General features: G+C 55.6%; 17 protein-coding genes. 12 read left to right on the forward strand and 5 right to left on the reverse strand.

Annotated features, from left to right (window positions below; genetic code table 11):
• Positions 1–6 precede the first annotated feature (6 nt).
• The 3 genes from artI to IM284_RS01240 all read right to left on the reverse strand — a co-directional run bounded on the left by artI (position 7) and on the right by IM284_RS01240 (position 2,231).
• Entirely contained in the window at positions 7–738 is a 732-nt protein-coding gene (gene artI / locus IM284_RS01230) for an arginine ABC transporter substrate-binding protein ArtI (RefSeq protein WP_008500032.1), read from the reverse strand.
• Positions 739–757: 19 nt separating this feature from the next.
• Positions 758–1,486: an arginine ABC transporter ATP-binding protein ArtP gene (artP, locus tag IM284_RS01235; protein ID WP_008500030.1), complete on the reverse strand. Its 729-nt coding sequence runs from the start codon at positions 1,484–1,486 to the stop codon at positions 758–760.
• 226 nt (positions 1,487–1,712) lie between these two features.
• Positions 1,713–2,231: a lipoprotein gene (locus tag IM284_RS01240; RefSeq protein WP_028012515.1), complete on the reverse strand. Its 519-nt coding sequence runs from the start codon at positions 2,229–2,231 to the stop codon at positions 1,713–1,715.
• 97 nt (positions 2,232–2,328) lie between these two features.
• On the opposite strand from IM284_RS01240, the gene IM284_RS01245 reads away from it, so the two are divergent.
• From IM284_RS01245 to IM284_RS01255, 3 genes are all read left to right on the forward strand, one after another.
• Positions 2,329–2,652: a heavy metal-binding domain-containing protein gene (locus IM284_RS01245; RefSeq protein ID WP_028012516.1), complete on the forward strand. Its 324-nt coding sequence runs from the start codon at positions 2,329–2,331 to the stop codon at positions 2,650–2,652.
• The gene (locus tag IM284_RS01250) at positions 2,649–3,479 is read left to right on the forward strand and encodes an N-acetylmuramoyl-L-alanine amidase (protein ID WP_047368184.1); all 831 of its coding nucleotides are present in this window, start codon (positions 2,649–2,651) and stop codon (positions 3,477–3,479) included. Before IM284_RS01245 ends, IM284_RS01250 begins: the two co-directional genes overlap by 4 nt.
• Positions 3,480–3,751: 272 nt before the next feature.
• A complete protein-coding gene (locus IM284_RS01255; protein WP_028012518.1) occupies positions 3,752–4,375 on the forward strand; it encodes a helix-turn-helix domain-containing protein in 624 nt (207 codons plus the stop codon).
• On the opposite strand, the gene IM284_RS01260 is transcribed toward IM284_RS01255, so the two are convergent.
• Positions 4,376–5,014, reverse strand: a complete 639-nt coding sequence (locus IM284_RS01260) for a hypothetical protein (RefSeq protein WP_047368185.1) — start codon at positions 5,012–5,014, stop codon at positions 4,376–4,378.
• The gene (locus IM284_RS01265) at positions 5,014–6,579 is read right to left on the reverse strand and encodes an ExeA family protein (RefSeq protein ID WP_047368186.1); all 1,566 of its coding nucleotides are present in this window, start codon (positions 6,577–6,579) and stop codon (positions 5,014–5,016) included. Before IM284_RS01265 ends, IM284_RS01260 begins: the two co-directional genes overlap by 1 nt.
• 301 nt (positions 6,580–6,880) lie before the next feature.
• Here IM284_RS01265 and gspC point away from each other — a divergent pair, with 301 nt between their 5' ends.
• The 9 genes from gspC to gspK are packed head-to-tail and all read left to right on the forward strand — an operon-like array spanning position 6,881 to position 15,214.
• Positions 6,881–7,612 (forward strand): type II secretion system protein GspC, encoded by a 732-nt coding sequence (gene gspC, locus IM284_RS01270; protein ID WP_041910664.1) that lies wholly within the window; start codon positions 6,881–6,883, stop codon positions 7,610–7,612.
• Positions 7,613–7,625: 13 nt separating this feature from the next.
• Positions 7,626–9,560 (forward strand): type II secretion system secretin GspD, encoded by a 1,935-nt coding sequence (gene gspD / locus IM284_RS01275; protein WP_048959671.1) that lies wholly within the window; start codon positions 7,626–7,628, stop codon positions 9,558–9,560.
• Positions 9,561–9,574: 14 nt separating this feature from the next.
• Entirely contained in the window at positions 9,575–11,053 is a 1,479-nt protein-coding gene (gene gspE / locus IM284_RS01280; RefSeq protein WP_006809432.1) for a type II secretion system ATPase GspE, read from the forward strand.
• Positions 11,053–12,261: a type II secretion system inner membrane protein GspF gene (gspF, locus tag IM284_RS01285; RefSeq protein WP_045261802.1), complete on the forward strand. Its 1,209-nt coding sequence runs from the start codon at positions 11,053–11,055 to the stop codon at positions 12,259–12,261. Before gspE ends, gspF begins: the two co-directional genes overlap by 1 nt.
• A gap of 3 nt (positions 12,262–12,264) precedes the next feature.
• Positions 12,265–12,714 (forward strand): type II secretion system major pseudopilin GspG, encoded by a 450-nt coding sequence (gene gspG / locus IM284_RS01290; RefSeq protein ID WP_028012525.1) that lies wholly within the window; start codon positions 12,265–12,267, stop codon positions 12,712–12,714.
• Positions 12,714–13,199, forward strand: coding sequence for a type II secretion system minor pseudopilin GspH (gene gspH, locus IM284_RS01295; RefSeq protein WP_047368187.1), 486 nt, complete (start codon positions 12,714–12,716; stop codon positions 13,197–13,199). The genes gspG and gspH overlap by 1 nt, the downstream gene beginning before the upstream one ends.
• Positions 13,192–13,569 carry a type II secretion system minor pseudopilin GspI gene (gene gspI, locus IM284_RS01300; RefSeq protein WP_028012527.1) on the forward strand — a complete coding sequence of 126 codons (378 nt, stop codon included), beginning with the start codon at positions 13,192–13,194 and terminating at the stop codon, positions 13,567–13,569. Before gspH ends, gspI begins: the two co-directional genes overlap by 8 nt.
• Complete coding sequence (gene gspJ / locus IM284_RS01305) at positions 13,566–14,207, forward strand: type II secretion system minor pseudopilin GspJ (RefSeq protein ID WP_047368188.1); 642 nt, start codon at positions 13,566–13,568, stop codon at positions 14,205–14,207. The genes gspI and gspJ overlap by 4 nt, the downstream gene beginning before the upstream one ends.
• A complete protein-coding gene (gene gspK, locus IM284_RS01310) occupies positions 14,204–15,214 on the forward strand; it encodes a type II secretion system minor pseudopilin GspK (RefSeq protein ID WP_041910659.1) in 1,011 nt (336 codons plus the stop codon). The genes gspJ and gspK overlap by 4 nt, the downstream gene beginning before the upstream one ends.
• Positions 15,215–15,225: the final 11 nt, after the last annotated feature.

A 15,225-nucleotide genomic window follows, 5' to 3' on the forward strand; every position in this document is an offset into this window, starting at 1 on the left:
CAGGAATTACTTCTGGAACCATTTTTTGTAGATGGTTTCGTAGGTGCCGTCTTTCTTCACTTTTTCCAGCGCAGCGTTGAATTTCTGCTGCAGCTCGGTGTTGCCCTGACGAACGGCAATCCCCAGACCGGTACCGAAGTAATCTTTATCGGTCACTTTGTCGCCCACTGGCGCCAGTTTGTCGTTGGCTTTCAGCCACTCGGTCACGACAGCGGTATCACCAAATACCCCGTCGATACGGCCATTCTGCAGATCCAGCTTCGCGTTCTGGTAGCTGTCGTACGGAACGGTGGTGATTTCCGGATGTTTATCCATGATGAACTTCTGGTGCGTGGTGCCGTTCTGCACGCCGACTTTCTTGCCTTTCAGCTGATCGACAGAGGTGAATTTACCTTTCTGACCAATAAACAGGGCGGAGTTGTCGTAGTAAGGGGTGGTGAACAGCACCTGCTTTTCGCGCTCAGGAGTGATGTCCATACCGGCCATGACGGCGTCAATACGGCGGAACTTCAGGCTTGGGATCAGGCTGTCGAACGCCTGATTGCTGAAGGTACAGGTTGCGTCGATCTCTTTACACAGGGCGTTTGCCAGGTCTACGTCGAAGCCAACAATTTTGTTGTTCGCATCAATGGACTCAAACGGAGGGTAGGAGGCTTCCGTGGCGAAACGAATGGTCTGGGCTGCGGTAGCGGAAAGGGTAACGCCAGCAAGCAGCACGGCAAGTAATACTTTTTTCATTATATTTCCCCTGACACAATCAATGAGATAAATAGTTTTTGAAGGCATCGGTTTGCGGGTTCGCGAAGCAGCTCGCGTCACCTTGCTCAACGATATACCCGTTTTCCATGTAGACCACACGGCTGGCGGTTTTACGCGCCACTTCCACTTCGTGGGTAACAATGACCTGCGTAATATTGGTTTCCGCCAGCTCGCGAATGATGCTGACGATCTGGGCGGTGATTTCCGGGTCCAGCGCCGCGGTCGGCTCATCAAACAGCAGTACCGCGGGTTCCATCATCAGCGCGCGGGCAATCGCCACGCGCTGCTGCTGACCCCCTGAGAGGTGCAGCGGATAGCGGTCGCTGTAGGGCTTAAGGCGCAGACGCTCCAGCAGCTTTTCAGCACGCGCGATGGCCTGATCTTTGCTTAACCCCAGCACGCGGCACGGGGCTTCAATCAGGTTTTGCAGCACCGTCAGGTGCGGCCAGAGATTGTATTGCTGGAAGACCATGCCGACGTTTTGACGCAGTTCGCGTATAGCTTTATCTGACGGGGTTTTCGCGAAATCAAAATGGTTACCGGCGATAGCCAGCGTACCGGAACGGGGCATTTCAAGCAGATTAAGGACGCGCAGAAGGGAGCTTTTGCCTGCACCGCTTGGGCCAAGTAAAACCAGCGTTTCGCCTTCCGGGCAGTTCAGCGTGATGTCAAACAGCGCCTGGTGTGCGCCGTAGAAGCAGTTAATGCCGTTTAGTTTAATACTCATCGGGGCAGTCTTTACTCATCCAGGCAATCTATAGCAATTGAGGCCGCAGATAGTACCGTTGACAGAATAGTTATGCAATATTTCTGCGTTAAAAGTTAAATATAACCCGCATTTCCTCTTAAACATAGCACAAAATAGCGAACGGCAAGGTCGGCGAGTATAAATGTCGGCATTCCGCGTGAAATGCCGGACATTTTACGGGGGTAACATTTTTATCACTAATGATCTAGCGGTTCTCAATCGACTGGCGCAGCGTGCCGGCCGGGGCATGAACGCTGCCGCCGATATAGCGCACATCGTCCACCGCCCAGCACTGGCCTTCACGGATCATCAGCACTTCGTCCTGCCAGGTTTGGGTTCCCTGGGTCAGCTTCACGCGCAGCGGAATGTTCCGCGCATCGGTGTTCGGGATGGTTGACGCGCTGGCCACCTCGGCGCTGTCCGGCAGCGTGGTGCGGCTGGAGAACGGATCGGATTTCAGCAGGGCGTTATGCTGCGGATCGCGAGTGGCATCGTTGAGCAGTTTTGCAAGATTATCGCTCAGGTACGGGCGCAGGGCGGTGAGATCATTTCCGCGATGCTGAATGCGGTAATCATAGAACTGTTGCGCCACGGTATCCGGGCCGCCGTCTATGCAGGGGCCGCTGCGGGTACCGATATCCTTAAAGGCTGGCGTGACCGTGGTAGTACAGGCGCTGAGCACCAGCGCGCAGGGCACTAAAAGTGTTAAAGCAGAGTAGCGCATGTTGATTTCCTTATTTATTAACTATCCTTTCAATCATAGCGTAACGAACCGATAATGCTGTTGCTAACGCATTGAACGCTAAAGAAGGAGAGAAAGTATGCAGTTTTCAACAACGCCAACCCTGGAAGGACAGACCATTACCGAGTATTGCGGCGTGGTCACCGGCGAAGCGATTCTGGGCGCGAACATTTTCCGGGATTTCTTTGCCGGGATTCGTGACATCGTCGGTGGACGCTCCGGCGCGTACGAAAAAGAGCTGCGTAAAGCGCGCGAAATTGCGTTTAAGGAGCTGGGCGAGCAGGCCAAAGCGCTGGGCGCAGATGCCGTTGTAGGAATCGATATTGATTATGAAACCGTCGGCAAAGATTCGAGCATGCTGATGGTGAGCGTAAGCGGCACGGCGGTGAAAACCCGTCGATGAAGCGCTCGCTTTCAACGTTCCTGCTGGCGATGTTGCTGGCAGGATGCGCCCAGGAAAAAGGCATTGTTGATAAAGGTGCCTACGAGCTGGATACCCGCCATCAGGCGCAGGCGGCCTATCCGCGGATAAAGGTGCTGGTGATCCACTACACCGCCGACGACTTCGACACCTCGCTTGCGACCTTAACCGACAAAAACGTCAGTTCCCACTATCTCATCCCCGCAAAACCGCCGACGCCGGACGGCAAACCGCGCATCTGGCAACTGGTGCCGGAGAGCGAGCTGGCCTGGCATGCCGGGATCAGCTTCTGGCGCGGCACCAACCGGATCAATGACACGTCTGTCGGCATTGAGCTGGAGAACCGCGGCTGGCAGAAGCGCGACGGTGTGAAAGTTTTCGCCCCGTTTGAGTCCGCGCAAATCGCGGCGCTTATCCCGCTGGCGAAAGACATTATCGCCCGGTACGACATCAAACCGCAGAACGTGGTGGCGCATGCTGATATCGCGCCCCAGCGTAAGGACGATCCCGGCCCGCTGTTTCCCTGGCAGGCGCTGGCGAAGCAGGGGATTGGGGCCTGGCCCGATGCCGGGCGCGTGAACTTCTATATCAATGGTCGTCCGCGCTATCAGGAGGTAGATCGTGCAGCCCTGCTCGATCTGCTGATGCGCTATGGCTATGAGGTGCCGGACAACGCCACGGATCAGCAGCAGCAACGCGTTATCACCGCCTTCCAGATGCACTATCGCCCGCAGGTATGGAACGGCGTCGCGGATGTGGAAACGATGGCCATTGCAGAAGCCCTTTTAGAGAAATACGGGCAGGGGTAAACCTTCGGTTTGCGCCCGAATGCACGTTTTCCCCTTATTTGTGCTTGAGATTAATCTTAAGTACAAACTCAATTCATTTTTAGTAAATTGACTTAAAATTATCCGGATTTAAGATAGACACATAGCTTGCTAAGTAAATCAAAAAAATATTGCTGGCGGCAGGCGTTATTATTTTCTCCTTGAGCCTTTCATCAGGAAAAGATTGTTGGTTTTCGGTTTTAATACCGCGGCCATGCTATGTCTAATAAATCTAATCTTAAATGGGTATAACAATGTTAAGCATTTACGGTAAAAAATTACGTCCACAACCTGAAATGGAAGCCATTATTTCTGCCACTGAAGGTTTTGAAGAGAAAACCTTAAAGAAATGGCAGAAAATTTCCACGGCTGACTCTCAGTATATTCATATTATCGTCAGCGGCGAAGTCGAATTCCGTCGTGAATCAGACGAACTCTGCATGTTTACCGTCACCGGACAGTGCGTGTTTGGCCTGTCCGCTATTTTCTATCAGTCAGCCCATATGTACGGCCTGGTCCGCGCAAACACTGTGGTACGCAGCATCAAAAAAGAGGCCTTCGCGCAGCTTATGACCGAGAAAAACCTGTGGCCTGAATTGACCAAAGTGCTCTCCTGGTACATCTGCCTGCTGAGCAAACGCGATGATGTTCTGGTCGCCCGTAGCGCCTATTCTGTGGTCCGCGAATTCCTCTACGAAATTAATGAGCTGATTGTTCACCAACAGCGCGATATTAATATCTATGACTATATTCAGGAATATACCAACCTGGCCCGCAGTACCATTATTAAAATCCTCTCCGACCTGAAAAAAGGTCAATATATTGTGGTAGAGAAAGGTCGTCTGCTTAACCTCACTACGCTGCCTGAAAAATATTAACTACTCCAGCCGGTCTCCTTTTTTACTCAAAGGAGACTGGACGTTATCGTTATGCAACAAACTGCTTTGCGATTGATCCTGCGTTTCGTCAACCGGCGGCGCGGGAATTTTGCCTTGAGAATAATCCTGCTCTTGTTCTTTCAACGCCTGCTTAAACAATTCGGCTAACGAAGCATCCTCACTTCCCGACGACGCGGTGGCGTTTTCGTGCGCCTCGGTTCCCGGCAGAGTATCACGCGAGGTATCGTGCCCGGCATCCTGCGGCACGGTGCTGTCAGGGGCCTGTTGCCAGTCAGCATCATCGGTGCTTATCGGTAGATCCTGCATGGGCGGCATCTCTTCCCGTACCGGCGCCGGTTTAGGATGCGGATGCGGGAACGGTTTACTCACGTACACATAATGCATATCGGAAAGCTGCGTTTCCGGTTTAGCGACGCTCGCTTTTACCGGTTCAGGGGCCGGGTGGCGGAAATTCCAGTAAATATGCGCGTACAGCCCCGCCATGACCAGGGCGCACAAACCCAATACCCATAAAAAAGTATGACCGCAAATTTTTCTCAGGCTGGGGAGGCGGTACGAAAACCAGACCGCCTCTCCGGTGGTGTAGCTGCGCTGAGCCGCAAGACAGATGGTAGACATTAGGAATGCTTCTCCTGCGTGTTGGCGTCCGGTGTGGCATGCGTGGCCTGAATCAACACGCTCGGCGTGGTATGGGTTTCACGCATTAACTGCATCAGCGTATCTTCCCCTGGAATACCATCCACATGCAGATGCATTTTTTGCTGGAACTCGCGGGTGCGTTTCATCATCTCAGCCGTCCAGGTCTGAGCATGGGTTTCAGGCTGGCCAAGAGCCAGACTCAGCGCCTGATCCAGCCAGCCCATGTCTTTCGCATCGCTGGCGGCGCTGATGGCATCTTTGCCTTCCGGCGTCAGGCGATGCAGCTGGGTAAAGTTACCGGTGGCATGCTGGTTAAACCAGCTGCGGCTCACCTGCCAGGTGCGGTTATTCATCAGCAGATCCATCGAGTCATCGCCTACGCGGGCGACAACAGCGTAGTTAAGATGGGTACCGGTTTTGAGTTCACTGACCCACGGATAACCCTCCTGTGCCAGCGTATCCGGTGACGCGTTACCCTGTTTACACATCAGATTGACCTTCCCGGCGTTCTGACACAGCGCATCATCCGCGGAGGCGTCATACCCCCACATCAGGTACAGCTGGTGCATCGCATCCGGCTGATTAACCACTTCATTGTCGATAACCGGCACGACAGGCGCGTCGGCTTTTGGCTTCTGCTGTTTCCAGCTCGCCGGTACGGGAAGCTGAATCGGCAGTTTTGCATTGATTGAGGCGGTTAAATACCATCCGCAGGCGGCGAACAGAACCGAGGCGAACAATCCCACGGTCGCCAGGCGCTTACCGTGTTTTTTTGCCGGGAGGATCTCGCCTGCCGCCAGGCGTAAATGACGCGGGCTGACCTGCGCTGCACGTTCGGTCCAGGCCGCGAGCATTGACAGGTGCGCCAGTTCATTCAGTTTGCTGATGTTGCCTTTGGTCAGCGCGTGCATCTTGCGCACGCGCGCCGGGGTTAGCGGCGAATTCTCGCACCCGTGCTCTTCACACTGCGCCTGCACATAGCTGAGAAATTCCCGGCAGGTCAGGGGACGCAATGTATGACGGGTATGGGCATATTCGCGAAGTTCAGATGGGTGTAAGAGGGCGGCTTCCTGATCCGCGCTGCCCATCAGCACGATGGACAGACGGAACTCCAGCTCCTGAGCACGCGTAAGCAACATCCCCAGCACCTCACGGCAGGTCTCCTTCATCGCTTCCGCGTGACGGATGACCAGGGTTTTGCTGCGGTTTTTTCCGCCCTGCCACTGATGCAGCACGGCATCCACCGCCTGAATGCGACTCTTGCTCTCTTTCGTTCCCGGGTTGAGCTTGTACAGCAGGCTACTGGCACTCAGCTTAGGAAACGCGTTGATGGCAATGGCGCCAGGAAGGCTGGCCTTCAGCGCATCGCTGAAGTGGCCCAGCAGCGGTGCGTCGTTGCAAAAGAGCCCGATAATTCCCGCCACCTGGCTTTTCTCTTTCAGCAGGTTGAATACGTCCTGATGATAAGGCACCAGAAAATCGCCGGAGAAACCCGTGATTGTTCTGAATGGCGGTTGTTTAAATTTAAAGTGGCTCTGATACATAACGACTTACCGTCTCTGATTAGGAATAGCAACAGGACGAGAAAGTAAAGCAACGCCACAGGGTGGTCAATTTGCGCACAGGGTAAAAATATCCAGTTGCAATGACCTAACATCCCGATTTTATTTGGTCAATAGTTTTTTTTATTAAAGTTAATGGCGAAGTCGATGGTCGTATTTACGGCAGTTAATTACTATTTTTCACACATATTGGCGCAGCCCGACGCTGCTTATTTCCGCTTTGTTAAAGGCCAGATGAAAAATGAGGTTCTCATTTCTGTCACGGTGGATAACGCCTTGTATTATGTTTGTGCTGTTAATTTTTTGCGGCCAGCAAGGCTATCTGACGTTTAAAGATTATAAAAAAGTTACGAATAAGTTGGCTAAATCTGATGAACAGCCGCTGAAAAATCGTCGTGAAGAAAAGACATTTACTCTGTTCACGGCTGCGGTGCGTCAGGATAACTTACCGGCTGCCGCGAAAGCCCCGCTGGCAGCGGAAATTGAAGGAATTGTCAGCAGTGACGATGCCTGGCTCTCCTTTGCGGTGATTAAAACCCCGGCAGGCCAGCGCAGCTATCGCGAAGGCGAGCCGCTGACCGGTTTTAACGATGCCTTTATTCAGGAAATTAACAAAGACAATGTGGTGGTTAATTATGAAGGTGCTACGCAGGTACTGGCGTTAAATAAGCCTGACTATTTTAAGGGCGGCGTTGACAGCGGCCCGGTAACCAAATCGACGAAAGATGCAGGCGCGGAAAGCGTGCATCTGGATGATTATCTGGTGTTAAAACCAGTAATCGAAAAAGGCCAACTGGAAGGCTACAACATCAATCCAAGGAATGCCTCAGCGTTCTTCAGCCATTCCGGGCTGGAAAAGGGCGACGTGGCTGTGAAAGTCAACTCTGTCGATATGACCGATGAAGCAAAGGCAAAAAGTATTATTGCCAACTGGTCGAAAATGAAAGAAGCGGAGGTTGTCGTCAGACGTCACGCTCACCTTGAAAATATTCGGGTTAATGTTCTAAACAATTAACAAGTGTACAGACATGAAGAAATTTCCTTGGGCGTGCGTGGCGCTGACCGCATTGTCGTTATATTCCAGTTCGCTGCTTGCAGCTAACTTTAGCGCGAGCTTTAAAAATACCGATATCCGCGAGTTTATCGATACGGTAGGCCGCAATCTTAACAAAACCATTCTCGTCGACCCGTCCGTTCAGGGCACGGTGTCGGTCAGAACCTATAACGTGCTGACGGAAGATGAGTATTACCAGTTCTTCCTGAGCGTGCTGGACCTGTACGGTCTGTCGGTGATCCCGATGGACAACGGCATGGTCAAAGTGGTGCGCTCAAGCGTAGCCCGCACCGCCGGGGCCCCGCTGGCAGACAGCAAAAATCCGGGCAAAGGCGATGAGATCATCACCCGCGTCGTGCGCATGGAAAACGTGCCGGTGCGTGAGCTGGCGCCGCTGCTGCGCCAACTGAACGATGCCACCGGTATCGGTAACGTGGTGCATTTTGAGCCGTCGAACGTCCTGCTGTTAACCGGGAAAGCCTCGGTGGTGAACCGCCTGGTGGATCTGGTGCAGCGCGTCGACAGAGACGGCATTCAGCGTCGCGAAATCGTGCCGCTGCGCTTTGCGTCCGCCAAAGAGCTCTCCGACATGTTGAACAACCTCAACAACGAAGAGCAGAAGGGGCAGAACGCGCCGCAGCTCGCCACCAAGGTGGTAGCGGATGACGAGACCAACAGCCTGGTGATCAGCGGTTCGGAAGATGCGCGCATGCGCACCCGTTCCCTGATCCATCAGCTGGATCGCGAGCAGAACAACGAGGGGAATACCCGCGTCTTCTACCTCAAATACGCCAGCGCCACCAAAGTGGTTCCGGTGCTGACCGGTATTGGCGAGCAGCTGAAAGACAAGGCGGGTGCGCCGAAGTCGAAAACCGCCACGGCGGCCAGCGATCTGAATATTAGCGCCGACGAGTCAACGAACTCGCTGGTGATCACCGCGCAGCCTAACGTGATGAACTCCCTGGAGAAGGTGATCGACAAGCTCGACATTCGCCGTCCACAGGTGCTGGTGGAAGCGATCATTGCTGAAGTGCAGGACGGTAACGGCCTGGATCTCGGCGTGCAGTGGACCAGCAAGCACGGCGGCGTGCAGTTCGGCTCAACCGGCCTGCCTATCAGCCAGATTAAAAACGGCACCATGAAGGGGGCAAGCTTCACCGGCCTGGCGACCGGTTTCTTCAACGGCGACTTCGGCGCCCTGATGACCGCGCTCTCCACCGACGGTAAAAACGACATTCTCTCCACGCCGAGCGTGGTCACGCTGGATAACAAAGAAGCGTCGTTTAACGTGGGCCAGGACGTGCCGGTCCTTGCCGGTTCGCAGACCACCAGCGGCGACAACGTCTTTAACTCCGTTGAGCGTAAGACCGTCGGTACCAAGCTGAAAATTGTGCCGCAGATTAACGACGGTGACATGATCCACCTGAAGATTGAGCAGGAAGTTTCCAGCGTTGACAACAGCGCGACGGAAGACGCCAGCCTCGGCCCAACCTTCAACACTCGCACCATTAATAACGAAGTGATGGTCCACAGTGGCCAGACGGTGGTGCTCGGCGGCCTGATGGAAAACGTCACCAAGCAGTCGGTTTCCAAAGTGCCGCTGCTCGGCGATATCCCGCTGGTGGGCCAGCTGTTCCGCTACACCTCGCAGGACACATCGAAACGCAACCTGATGGTGTTTATCCATACCACCGTCCTGCGTGACGACGACAACTACAGCGCCGCGTCGAAAGAGAAATATGACCAGATCCGCGTTCGCCAGATGCAGCGCGTGGAGGAGAAAAAGCTCGGCATTATTGAGCCAGCGGATAACGCCATTCTGCCCGCGTTTCCGTCTGCCGACACTAAGACTGCCACCCATGCCGCACCGGTGAAAACCAGCGCGACACGCAATCCGTTTAAAGAGTAAGGCGGAGGGGCAACGTGGACGAACTGAGTAAAACACTGTGTAGCAGCAGCTACGCAAAAGATAACGGCGTTTTATTTTATAACAATGACGTCTATATCCGTGATGACACCCCGGCATTTGCACTGCTGGAAGTGCGCCGGGTGCTGGGACGCGCGTTCGTCCCGGTCACCCTCACGCCGGAAGCGTTTGACGAGATGCTGGCCAAAATCTGGCAGCAGAGCAGCGGCGTCTCGCAGCAGCTGGTGGACGATATGGACGCGGATATCGACCTGATGGCGTTAACCGAGGAGATCCCGGATAACGAAGATCTGCTCGATAACGACGAAAACTCGCCGGTAATCCGCCTGATCAACGCCATTCTCGGCGAGGCGGTGAAGGACGGCGCGTCGGATATTCATATCGAAACCTTCGAGCGCACGCTGAGCATTCGCTTCCGCGTTGACGGCGTGCTGCGCCCGGTGCTGCAGCCTGCGCGCAAGCTCGCGCCGCTGCTGGTATCGCGCATCAAGGTCATGTCAAAACTCGACATCGCCGAGAAGCGCCTGCCGCAGGATGGCCGTATCTCCCTGCGCATTGGTCGCAAGGCGATCGACGTGCGCGTCTCGACCATTCCGTCCCAGTACGGCGAGCGCGTGGTGATGCGTCTGCTCGATAAAAGCAATCTTAAGCCTGACATCAACAAGCTGGGCCTGATTGATGAAGAGCTGGAGAAGCTGAAAGGGCTGATTGACCGCCCGCACGGCATTATCCTGGTCACCGGGCCGACAGGCTCCGGTAAAAGTACCACCCTGTACGCCATTCTTTCGGCGCTGAACGGTCACGAACGCAACATTCTGACCGTTGAAGACCCGATTGAATACGAGCTGGAAGGGGTGGGGCAGACGCAGGTTAACCCGCGCGTGGACATGACCTTTGCCCGCGGGCTGCGCGCCATTCTGCGTCAGGACCCGGACGTGGTGATGATCGGGGAAATTCGTGACGGTGAGACCGCGCAAATTGCGGTGCAGGCGTCGCTTACCGGTCACCTGGTCATGTCTACGCTGCACACCAACAGCGCCGCAGGGGCGATAACCCGCCTGCGGGATATGGGGCTGGAATCCTTTTTAATCGGTTCATCGTTGCTCGGTGTCATTGCCCAGCGTCTGGTGCGTCGGCTGTGTACGCACTGCCGGACCACCAGTCCGCTGGATGCCAATGAAAAAGCGCTGTTCAGCTTTATGGACGCGCCGCCAAAAGCAATCTACCGCGCGGTGGGCTGTGAACACTGCCGCCAGAGCGGCTATCAGGGCCGGGCCGGTATTCATGAGTTCCTGGTGGTGGACAGCACCATGCGCCGCGCCATTCATGAAGATAAGGACGAAATGTCCATCGAGACGCAGCTCTTTAAGCAGGCTTACAGCCTGCGTGAAAACGGGCTGCTGAAGGTGATTAGCGGCGTGACCTCGCTGGAAGAGGTGATGCGCGTCACCGCCGAGCGTGGGGGGGATGCGTAATGGCCTTCTACGCCTGGACCGCAACGGACGGCGCGGGGAAAACCCAGCGCGGCACGCTGCAGGCCGAGGGGCAAAAGCAGGTTCGCCAGTGGCTTCGCGAGCAAAAGCTGATGCCCGTCAGCATCAACGAAACCCGCGAGGCGGCGGCGTCCGGTAAAGCGAAAACCGGCGCAAAGCTCTCCACGCCGGTGCTGTCGATGTTTACCCGCCAGCTTTCGACGCTGGTCAACGCCGCGCTGCCGCTGGAAAGCGCCCTGAAGGCTATCTCGAAGCAGACGGAGGACAAAAAGCTGGCGGCGATGGTGGTGGAGATCCGCGAGAAAGTAGTGGAAGGCCACACGCTGTTCGACGCGTTTAGCCAGTTCCCGCGCACCTTCGACAAGCTTTACTGCACACTGGTGATGGCCGGCGAAAAAACCGGCCACCTGGGCGACGTGCTGGAGAAGCTGGCGGAGTACAACGAGCAGCGCCAGAAGATGAAAAGCAAGCTGACGCAGGCGATGGTCTACCCGATTACCCTGACCGTGGTCGCCATCGCGGTCATCAGCATTCTGCTGGTGGCGGTGGTGCCGCAGGTGATCGAGCAGTTCACCCACATGAAGCAGCAGCTGCCGATCACCACCCGCACGCTGATTGCGGTGAGTGATTTTCTGCAGGCGTACGGGATCTACATCGTGGGGATCCTCGGCGGCGGGTTTGTCGGCTTTAAGACCTGGCTGAGAAACGCCAAAAACCGTTTTCGCTGGCACAGCTGGCTGGTGAACGGATCGCCGATCAAAAAGCTGGTGTGCGCCATCAACAGCGCCCGCTACATCCGTACCCTGAGCATTCTTCAGGCCAGCAGCGTGCCGCTGCTGGAGGGGATGTATATCGCGATGGACGGTATCGAAAACCTCTATGCCCGGCAGGTACTGGAGCAGGCCGCTGATACCGTGCGCCAGGGGGCATCGCTCTATGCCGCGCTGGAGCAGGCGAAATTATTCCCGCCAACCATGCTGTATATGATTGCCTCCGGCGAAGAGAGCGGGGAATTAGGCAATTTAATGGACCGCGCGGCGGAAAACCAGGAATCGGCATTGCAGCATCGAATTACATTAACGCTGTCGGTATTTGAACCGGCGCTGGTGGTATCCATGGCGACGATTGTTTTATTCATCGTGCTGTCAATATTACAACCGCTTCTGCAACTTAATAATATGGTAGGTTAAATCATGGCTTTAAAACGTAAAAACCTGGCGCGTCAGGCGGGTTTCACCTTGCTCGAATTAATGGTGGTCATTGTTATTCTCGGCGTACTGGCGAGCATGGTGGTGCCAAACTTAATGGGCAATAAAGAAAAAGCAGATACGCAAAAAGCAACCAGCGATATTGTCGCGCTCGAAGGTTCGCTGGATATGTATAAGCTGGATAATCACCGCTACCCGACAACCGAGCAGGGTTTACAGGCGCTGGTAACCAAGCCTGAAATCGCGCCAATCCCGAACGGCTACCGTGCTGATGGCTATATCCGTCGCCTGCCGCAGGACCCGTGGGGCGGAGATTATATTCTGGTTAGCCCGGGCGAACACGGCGCGGTCGACGTATTCTCCGCCGGTCCGGACGGTGAAGCCAATACCGCCGATGATATTACGAACTGGTCTCTGGATAAGAAAGAGAAATAATGAATAAACAACGCGGCTTTACGTTGCTGGAAATTATTCTGGCGCTGGTGATATTTGCCAGCTGCGCCATGATGGTGGTGTCAACAATACCTTCACGCAGCGGTGCGGATATATTTGGCCAGCAATTAAAAGCCCTCGTTGATTATGGTTCAGACCGTGCGGTGATGGACGGAAATATCGTCGGGCTGGTCATCACGACGGATAATTATCAGCTGGTGACGCTCGAGGATAAAAACGGCGAACGTCACTGGGCGCCGTTATCCGCCGGGCGTATTACCACCAAAGGCGATTTCCCGGAAGAGATGCACGTTTCGCTCTCGCCCCAGCGCCTTGCCGCCACGGTAAGCGCCGACCCGCAGGTACTCTTTTTACCGGACGGCGAAATCAGCCGCTTCACGCTGACGCTGCAAAGCTATGACAAACAGCACCATTTCCGCGTTGTGTCGCAAGGCGCTGCGCCTGTATCGGTAGAGAACGATGGCTAACGGCAAAAAGCAAAAGGGGATGACGCTGCTGGAGGTGATGGTCGCGCTGGTGATCTTCTCCACCGCCGCGCTGGCGCTGATGAATTCCGTCTCCCTGAACGTGCGTTTCACTCACGGCCTGGCCGACACGCTGCAGGCCAGCTGGGTGGCGGAAAATCAGCTGGCGGAAGCGCAGCTCACGAAAACCGACTTCCCTGACGCCGAGGCGCAGGGAACGGAAATCATGGGCGGGCGCAGCTGGAACTGGCGCAAGCAGCGGGTGAAAACCGCCGACAACGGCTGGGCGAACGCCATTCGCGTCTACGCGGAAGGGGACGACAGCCAGCCGGTTATCGCTTTGCAAATCGTTCCGCCGGGAGAGAGCAAGTGAAAAAAACGCGACGCCAGCGCGGGTTTACCCTGCTGGAGATCATGATTGCCCTGACCATTTTCGCGGTGATCAGCACCCTGGCCTGGCAAATTCTGGACGGCGCAATGCGCACCAGTTCGGCAACCGACGCCAGCGCCGCGAAGCTCAATCAGTTGCAGCGGGCCTGGAATCTGATGGAGCGCGATTTCTACCAGCTGCAGGCGCGCGCCCCGCGTAACGAGCCGGATCTGTTTCGTCAGGTGGATGATGCGCTTGAGCTGACCACGCTGAATGGCGTGAGCGGAACGATCCAGCTGGAGCGTGTGCGCTGGCGCCTGGAAGAGGGGCGTCTTTATCGCGACGTCTGGCCGGTGATTGATGGCCCGGTGGACGCGAAGCCCGATGAAGTGCCAATTGTCAGTGAGGTGAAATCGCTGCAGTGGCGTTTTTATCGTCAGGGCTGGCAGAAAAGCTGGAGCGACCCGGCGCATCTGCCGGACGGCGTGGAGCTGACGCTGACCATGGAAAATGGCGATACCTGGCGCTGGGTCTTTACGACCCCGGGCGATATGCCTGAAGCGGCGGCGCCAGCGCCCGCCGCTGCGCCAGAGACCGCGCCTGCGCCGGTGGCGGCACCGGCACCGGAAGCAAAATCATGAGTGCATTACGTAAACAGAAAGGGGTAGCGCTGCTGGTGGTGCTGATCCTGCTGGTCATGATGTCGGCACTGGCCGCCAAAATTAGCCAGCAGTTCTGTCGCAATCTGCAGAAAACCCATTATCAGGTCAGCCAGCAGCAGTTGCGCTGGGCGATGCAGGCGCAGGAGAAGGTGGTGAAGGACCGCCTGCAGACCGACGCCACCGGTGAAAACAAGGCTCTGAACCTTGACGGCGACTGGCACCAGCCGCTGGAGACGCGGGGCGAAGATTACACGGTGGTCAGCCAGGTGGAAGACGCGCAGGACTGCTTTAACGTCAATAACCTGCTGGCCGCAGAGAAAATACCACAGGGGCAAAACGCGCCCGCCGTGCCGGAAAAACCGCGCAACGAGCAGATTGTTGAACAGATCCTGACGGAAAGCGGCATCAGCCACACTACGGCAGAAGAGGTATATCAACAGCTGGTGGACTATCTCGATGGCGACGCGACGACGGCCAAAGACGGTGCAGAGAGCGATGCCTGGGCGGGCGTCTTGCCCGCCCGACAGCCCGCGAACCAGATGATGCGCACCATTGCGGAGATCAAACAGCTGCCCGCGTTCCCGGTAGCGGCATATCCGAAGGTGAGCAAGCTGCTCTGCGCGCTGCCGGACTCTGCCAGCAAGGTGGATGTGAACACCCTGAAACCGGAACAGGCCGCCTTACTGGCCGCGCTGTTCCCCGGAAAATTAACGGAAGATGATGCCGTTCGCCTGATTGATTCGCGTCCAGAAACCGGCTGGGAAAATATGGAAACCTTCAGCAAAGCGCTGGAGCAGACCTTCCCGCAGTTGAAAGACGATCTCCCGCAGGTGGCTGAGCTTCTCTCCATCAGCAGCCGGTATTTCCGCGTGAACTATACCGGCAATACCGATGAATTAACGCTTCGCGTGGTTAGCCAGCTTCAGGTCAATAACGAGGCCGGTGAGATCGTGACGTGGCAACGTCGTTACCGAATGATTGAATAAGAAAAGTAGAT

The organism is Enterobacter cloacae complex sp. P12RS, assembly GCF_014895875.1.
Classification (GTDB): Bacteria; Pseudomonadota; Gammaproteobacteria; order Enterobacterales; family Enterobacteriaceae; genus Enterobacter; species Enterobacter bugandensis.

Coding starts and splice junctions, on each gene's coding strand:
- gspF (WP_045261802.1), top strand. CDS start 11,053: ATGGCCTTCTACGCCTGGACCGCAACGGACGGCGCGGGGAAAACCCAG.
- artI (WP_008500032.1), bottom strand. CDS start 738: ATGAAAAAAGTATTACTTGCCGTGCTGCTTGCTGGCGTTACCCTTTCC.
- IM284_RS01260 (WP_047368185.1), bottom strand. CDS start 5,014: ATGTCTACCATCTGTCTTGCGGCTCAGCGCAGCTACACCACCGGAGAG.
- IM284_RS01255 (WP_028012518.1), top strand. CDS start 3,752: ATGTTAAGCATTTACGGTAAAAAATTACGTCCACAACCTGAAATGGAA.
- IM284_RS01265 (WP_047368186.1), bottom strand. CDS start 6,579: ATGTATCAGAGCCACTTTAAATTTAAACAACCGCCATTCAGAACAATC.
- gspG (WP_028012525.1), top strand. CDS start 12,265: ATGGCTTTAAAACGTAAAAACCTGGCGCGTCAGGCGGGTTTCACCTTG.
- IM284_RS01240 (WP_028012515.1), bottom strand. CDS start 2,231: ATGCGCTACTCTGCTTTAACACTTTTAGTGCCCTGCGCGCTGGTGCTC.
- IM284_RS01250 (WP_047368184.1), top strand. CDS start 2,649: ATGAAGCGCTCGCTTTCAACGTTCCTGCTGGCGATGTTGCTGGCAGGA.
- gspC (WP_041910664.1), top strand. CDS start 6,881: ATGTTTGTGCTGTTAATTTTTTGCGGCCAGCAAGGCTATCTGACGTTT.
- gspH (WP_047368187.1), top strand. CDS start 12,714: ATGAATAAACAACGCGGCTTTACGTTGCTGGAAATTATTCTGGCGCTG.
- IM284_RS01245 (WP_028012516.1), top strand. CDS start 2,329: ATGCAGTTTTCAACAACGCCAACCCTGGAAGGACAGACCATTACCGAG.
- gspK (WP_041910659.1), top strand. CDS start 14,204: ATGAGTGCATTACGTAAACAGAAAGGGGTAGCGCTGCTGGTGGTGCTG.
- gspI (WP_028012527.1), top strand. CDS start 13,192: ATGGCTAACGGCAAAAAGCAAAAGGGGATGACGCTGCTGGAGGTGATG.
- gspD (WP_048959671.1), top strand. CDS start 7,626: ATGAAGAAATTTCCTTGGGCGTGCGTGGCGCTGACCGCATTGTCGTTA.
- artP (WP_008500030.1), bottom strand. CDS start 1,486: ATGAGTATTAAACTAAACGGCATTAACTGCTTCTACGGCGCACACCAG.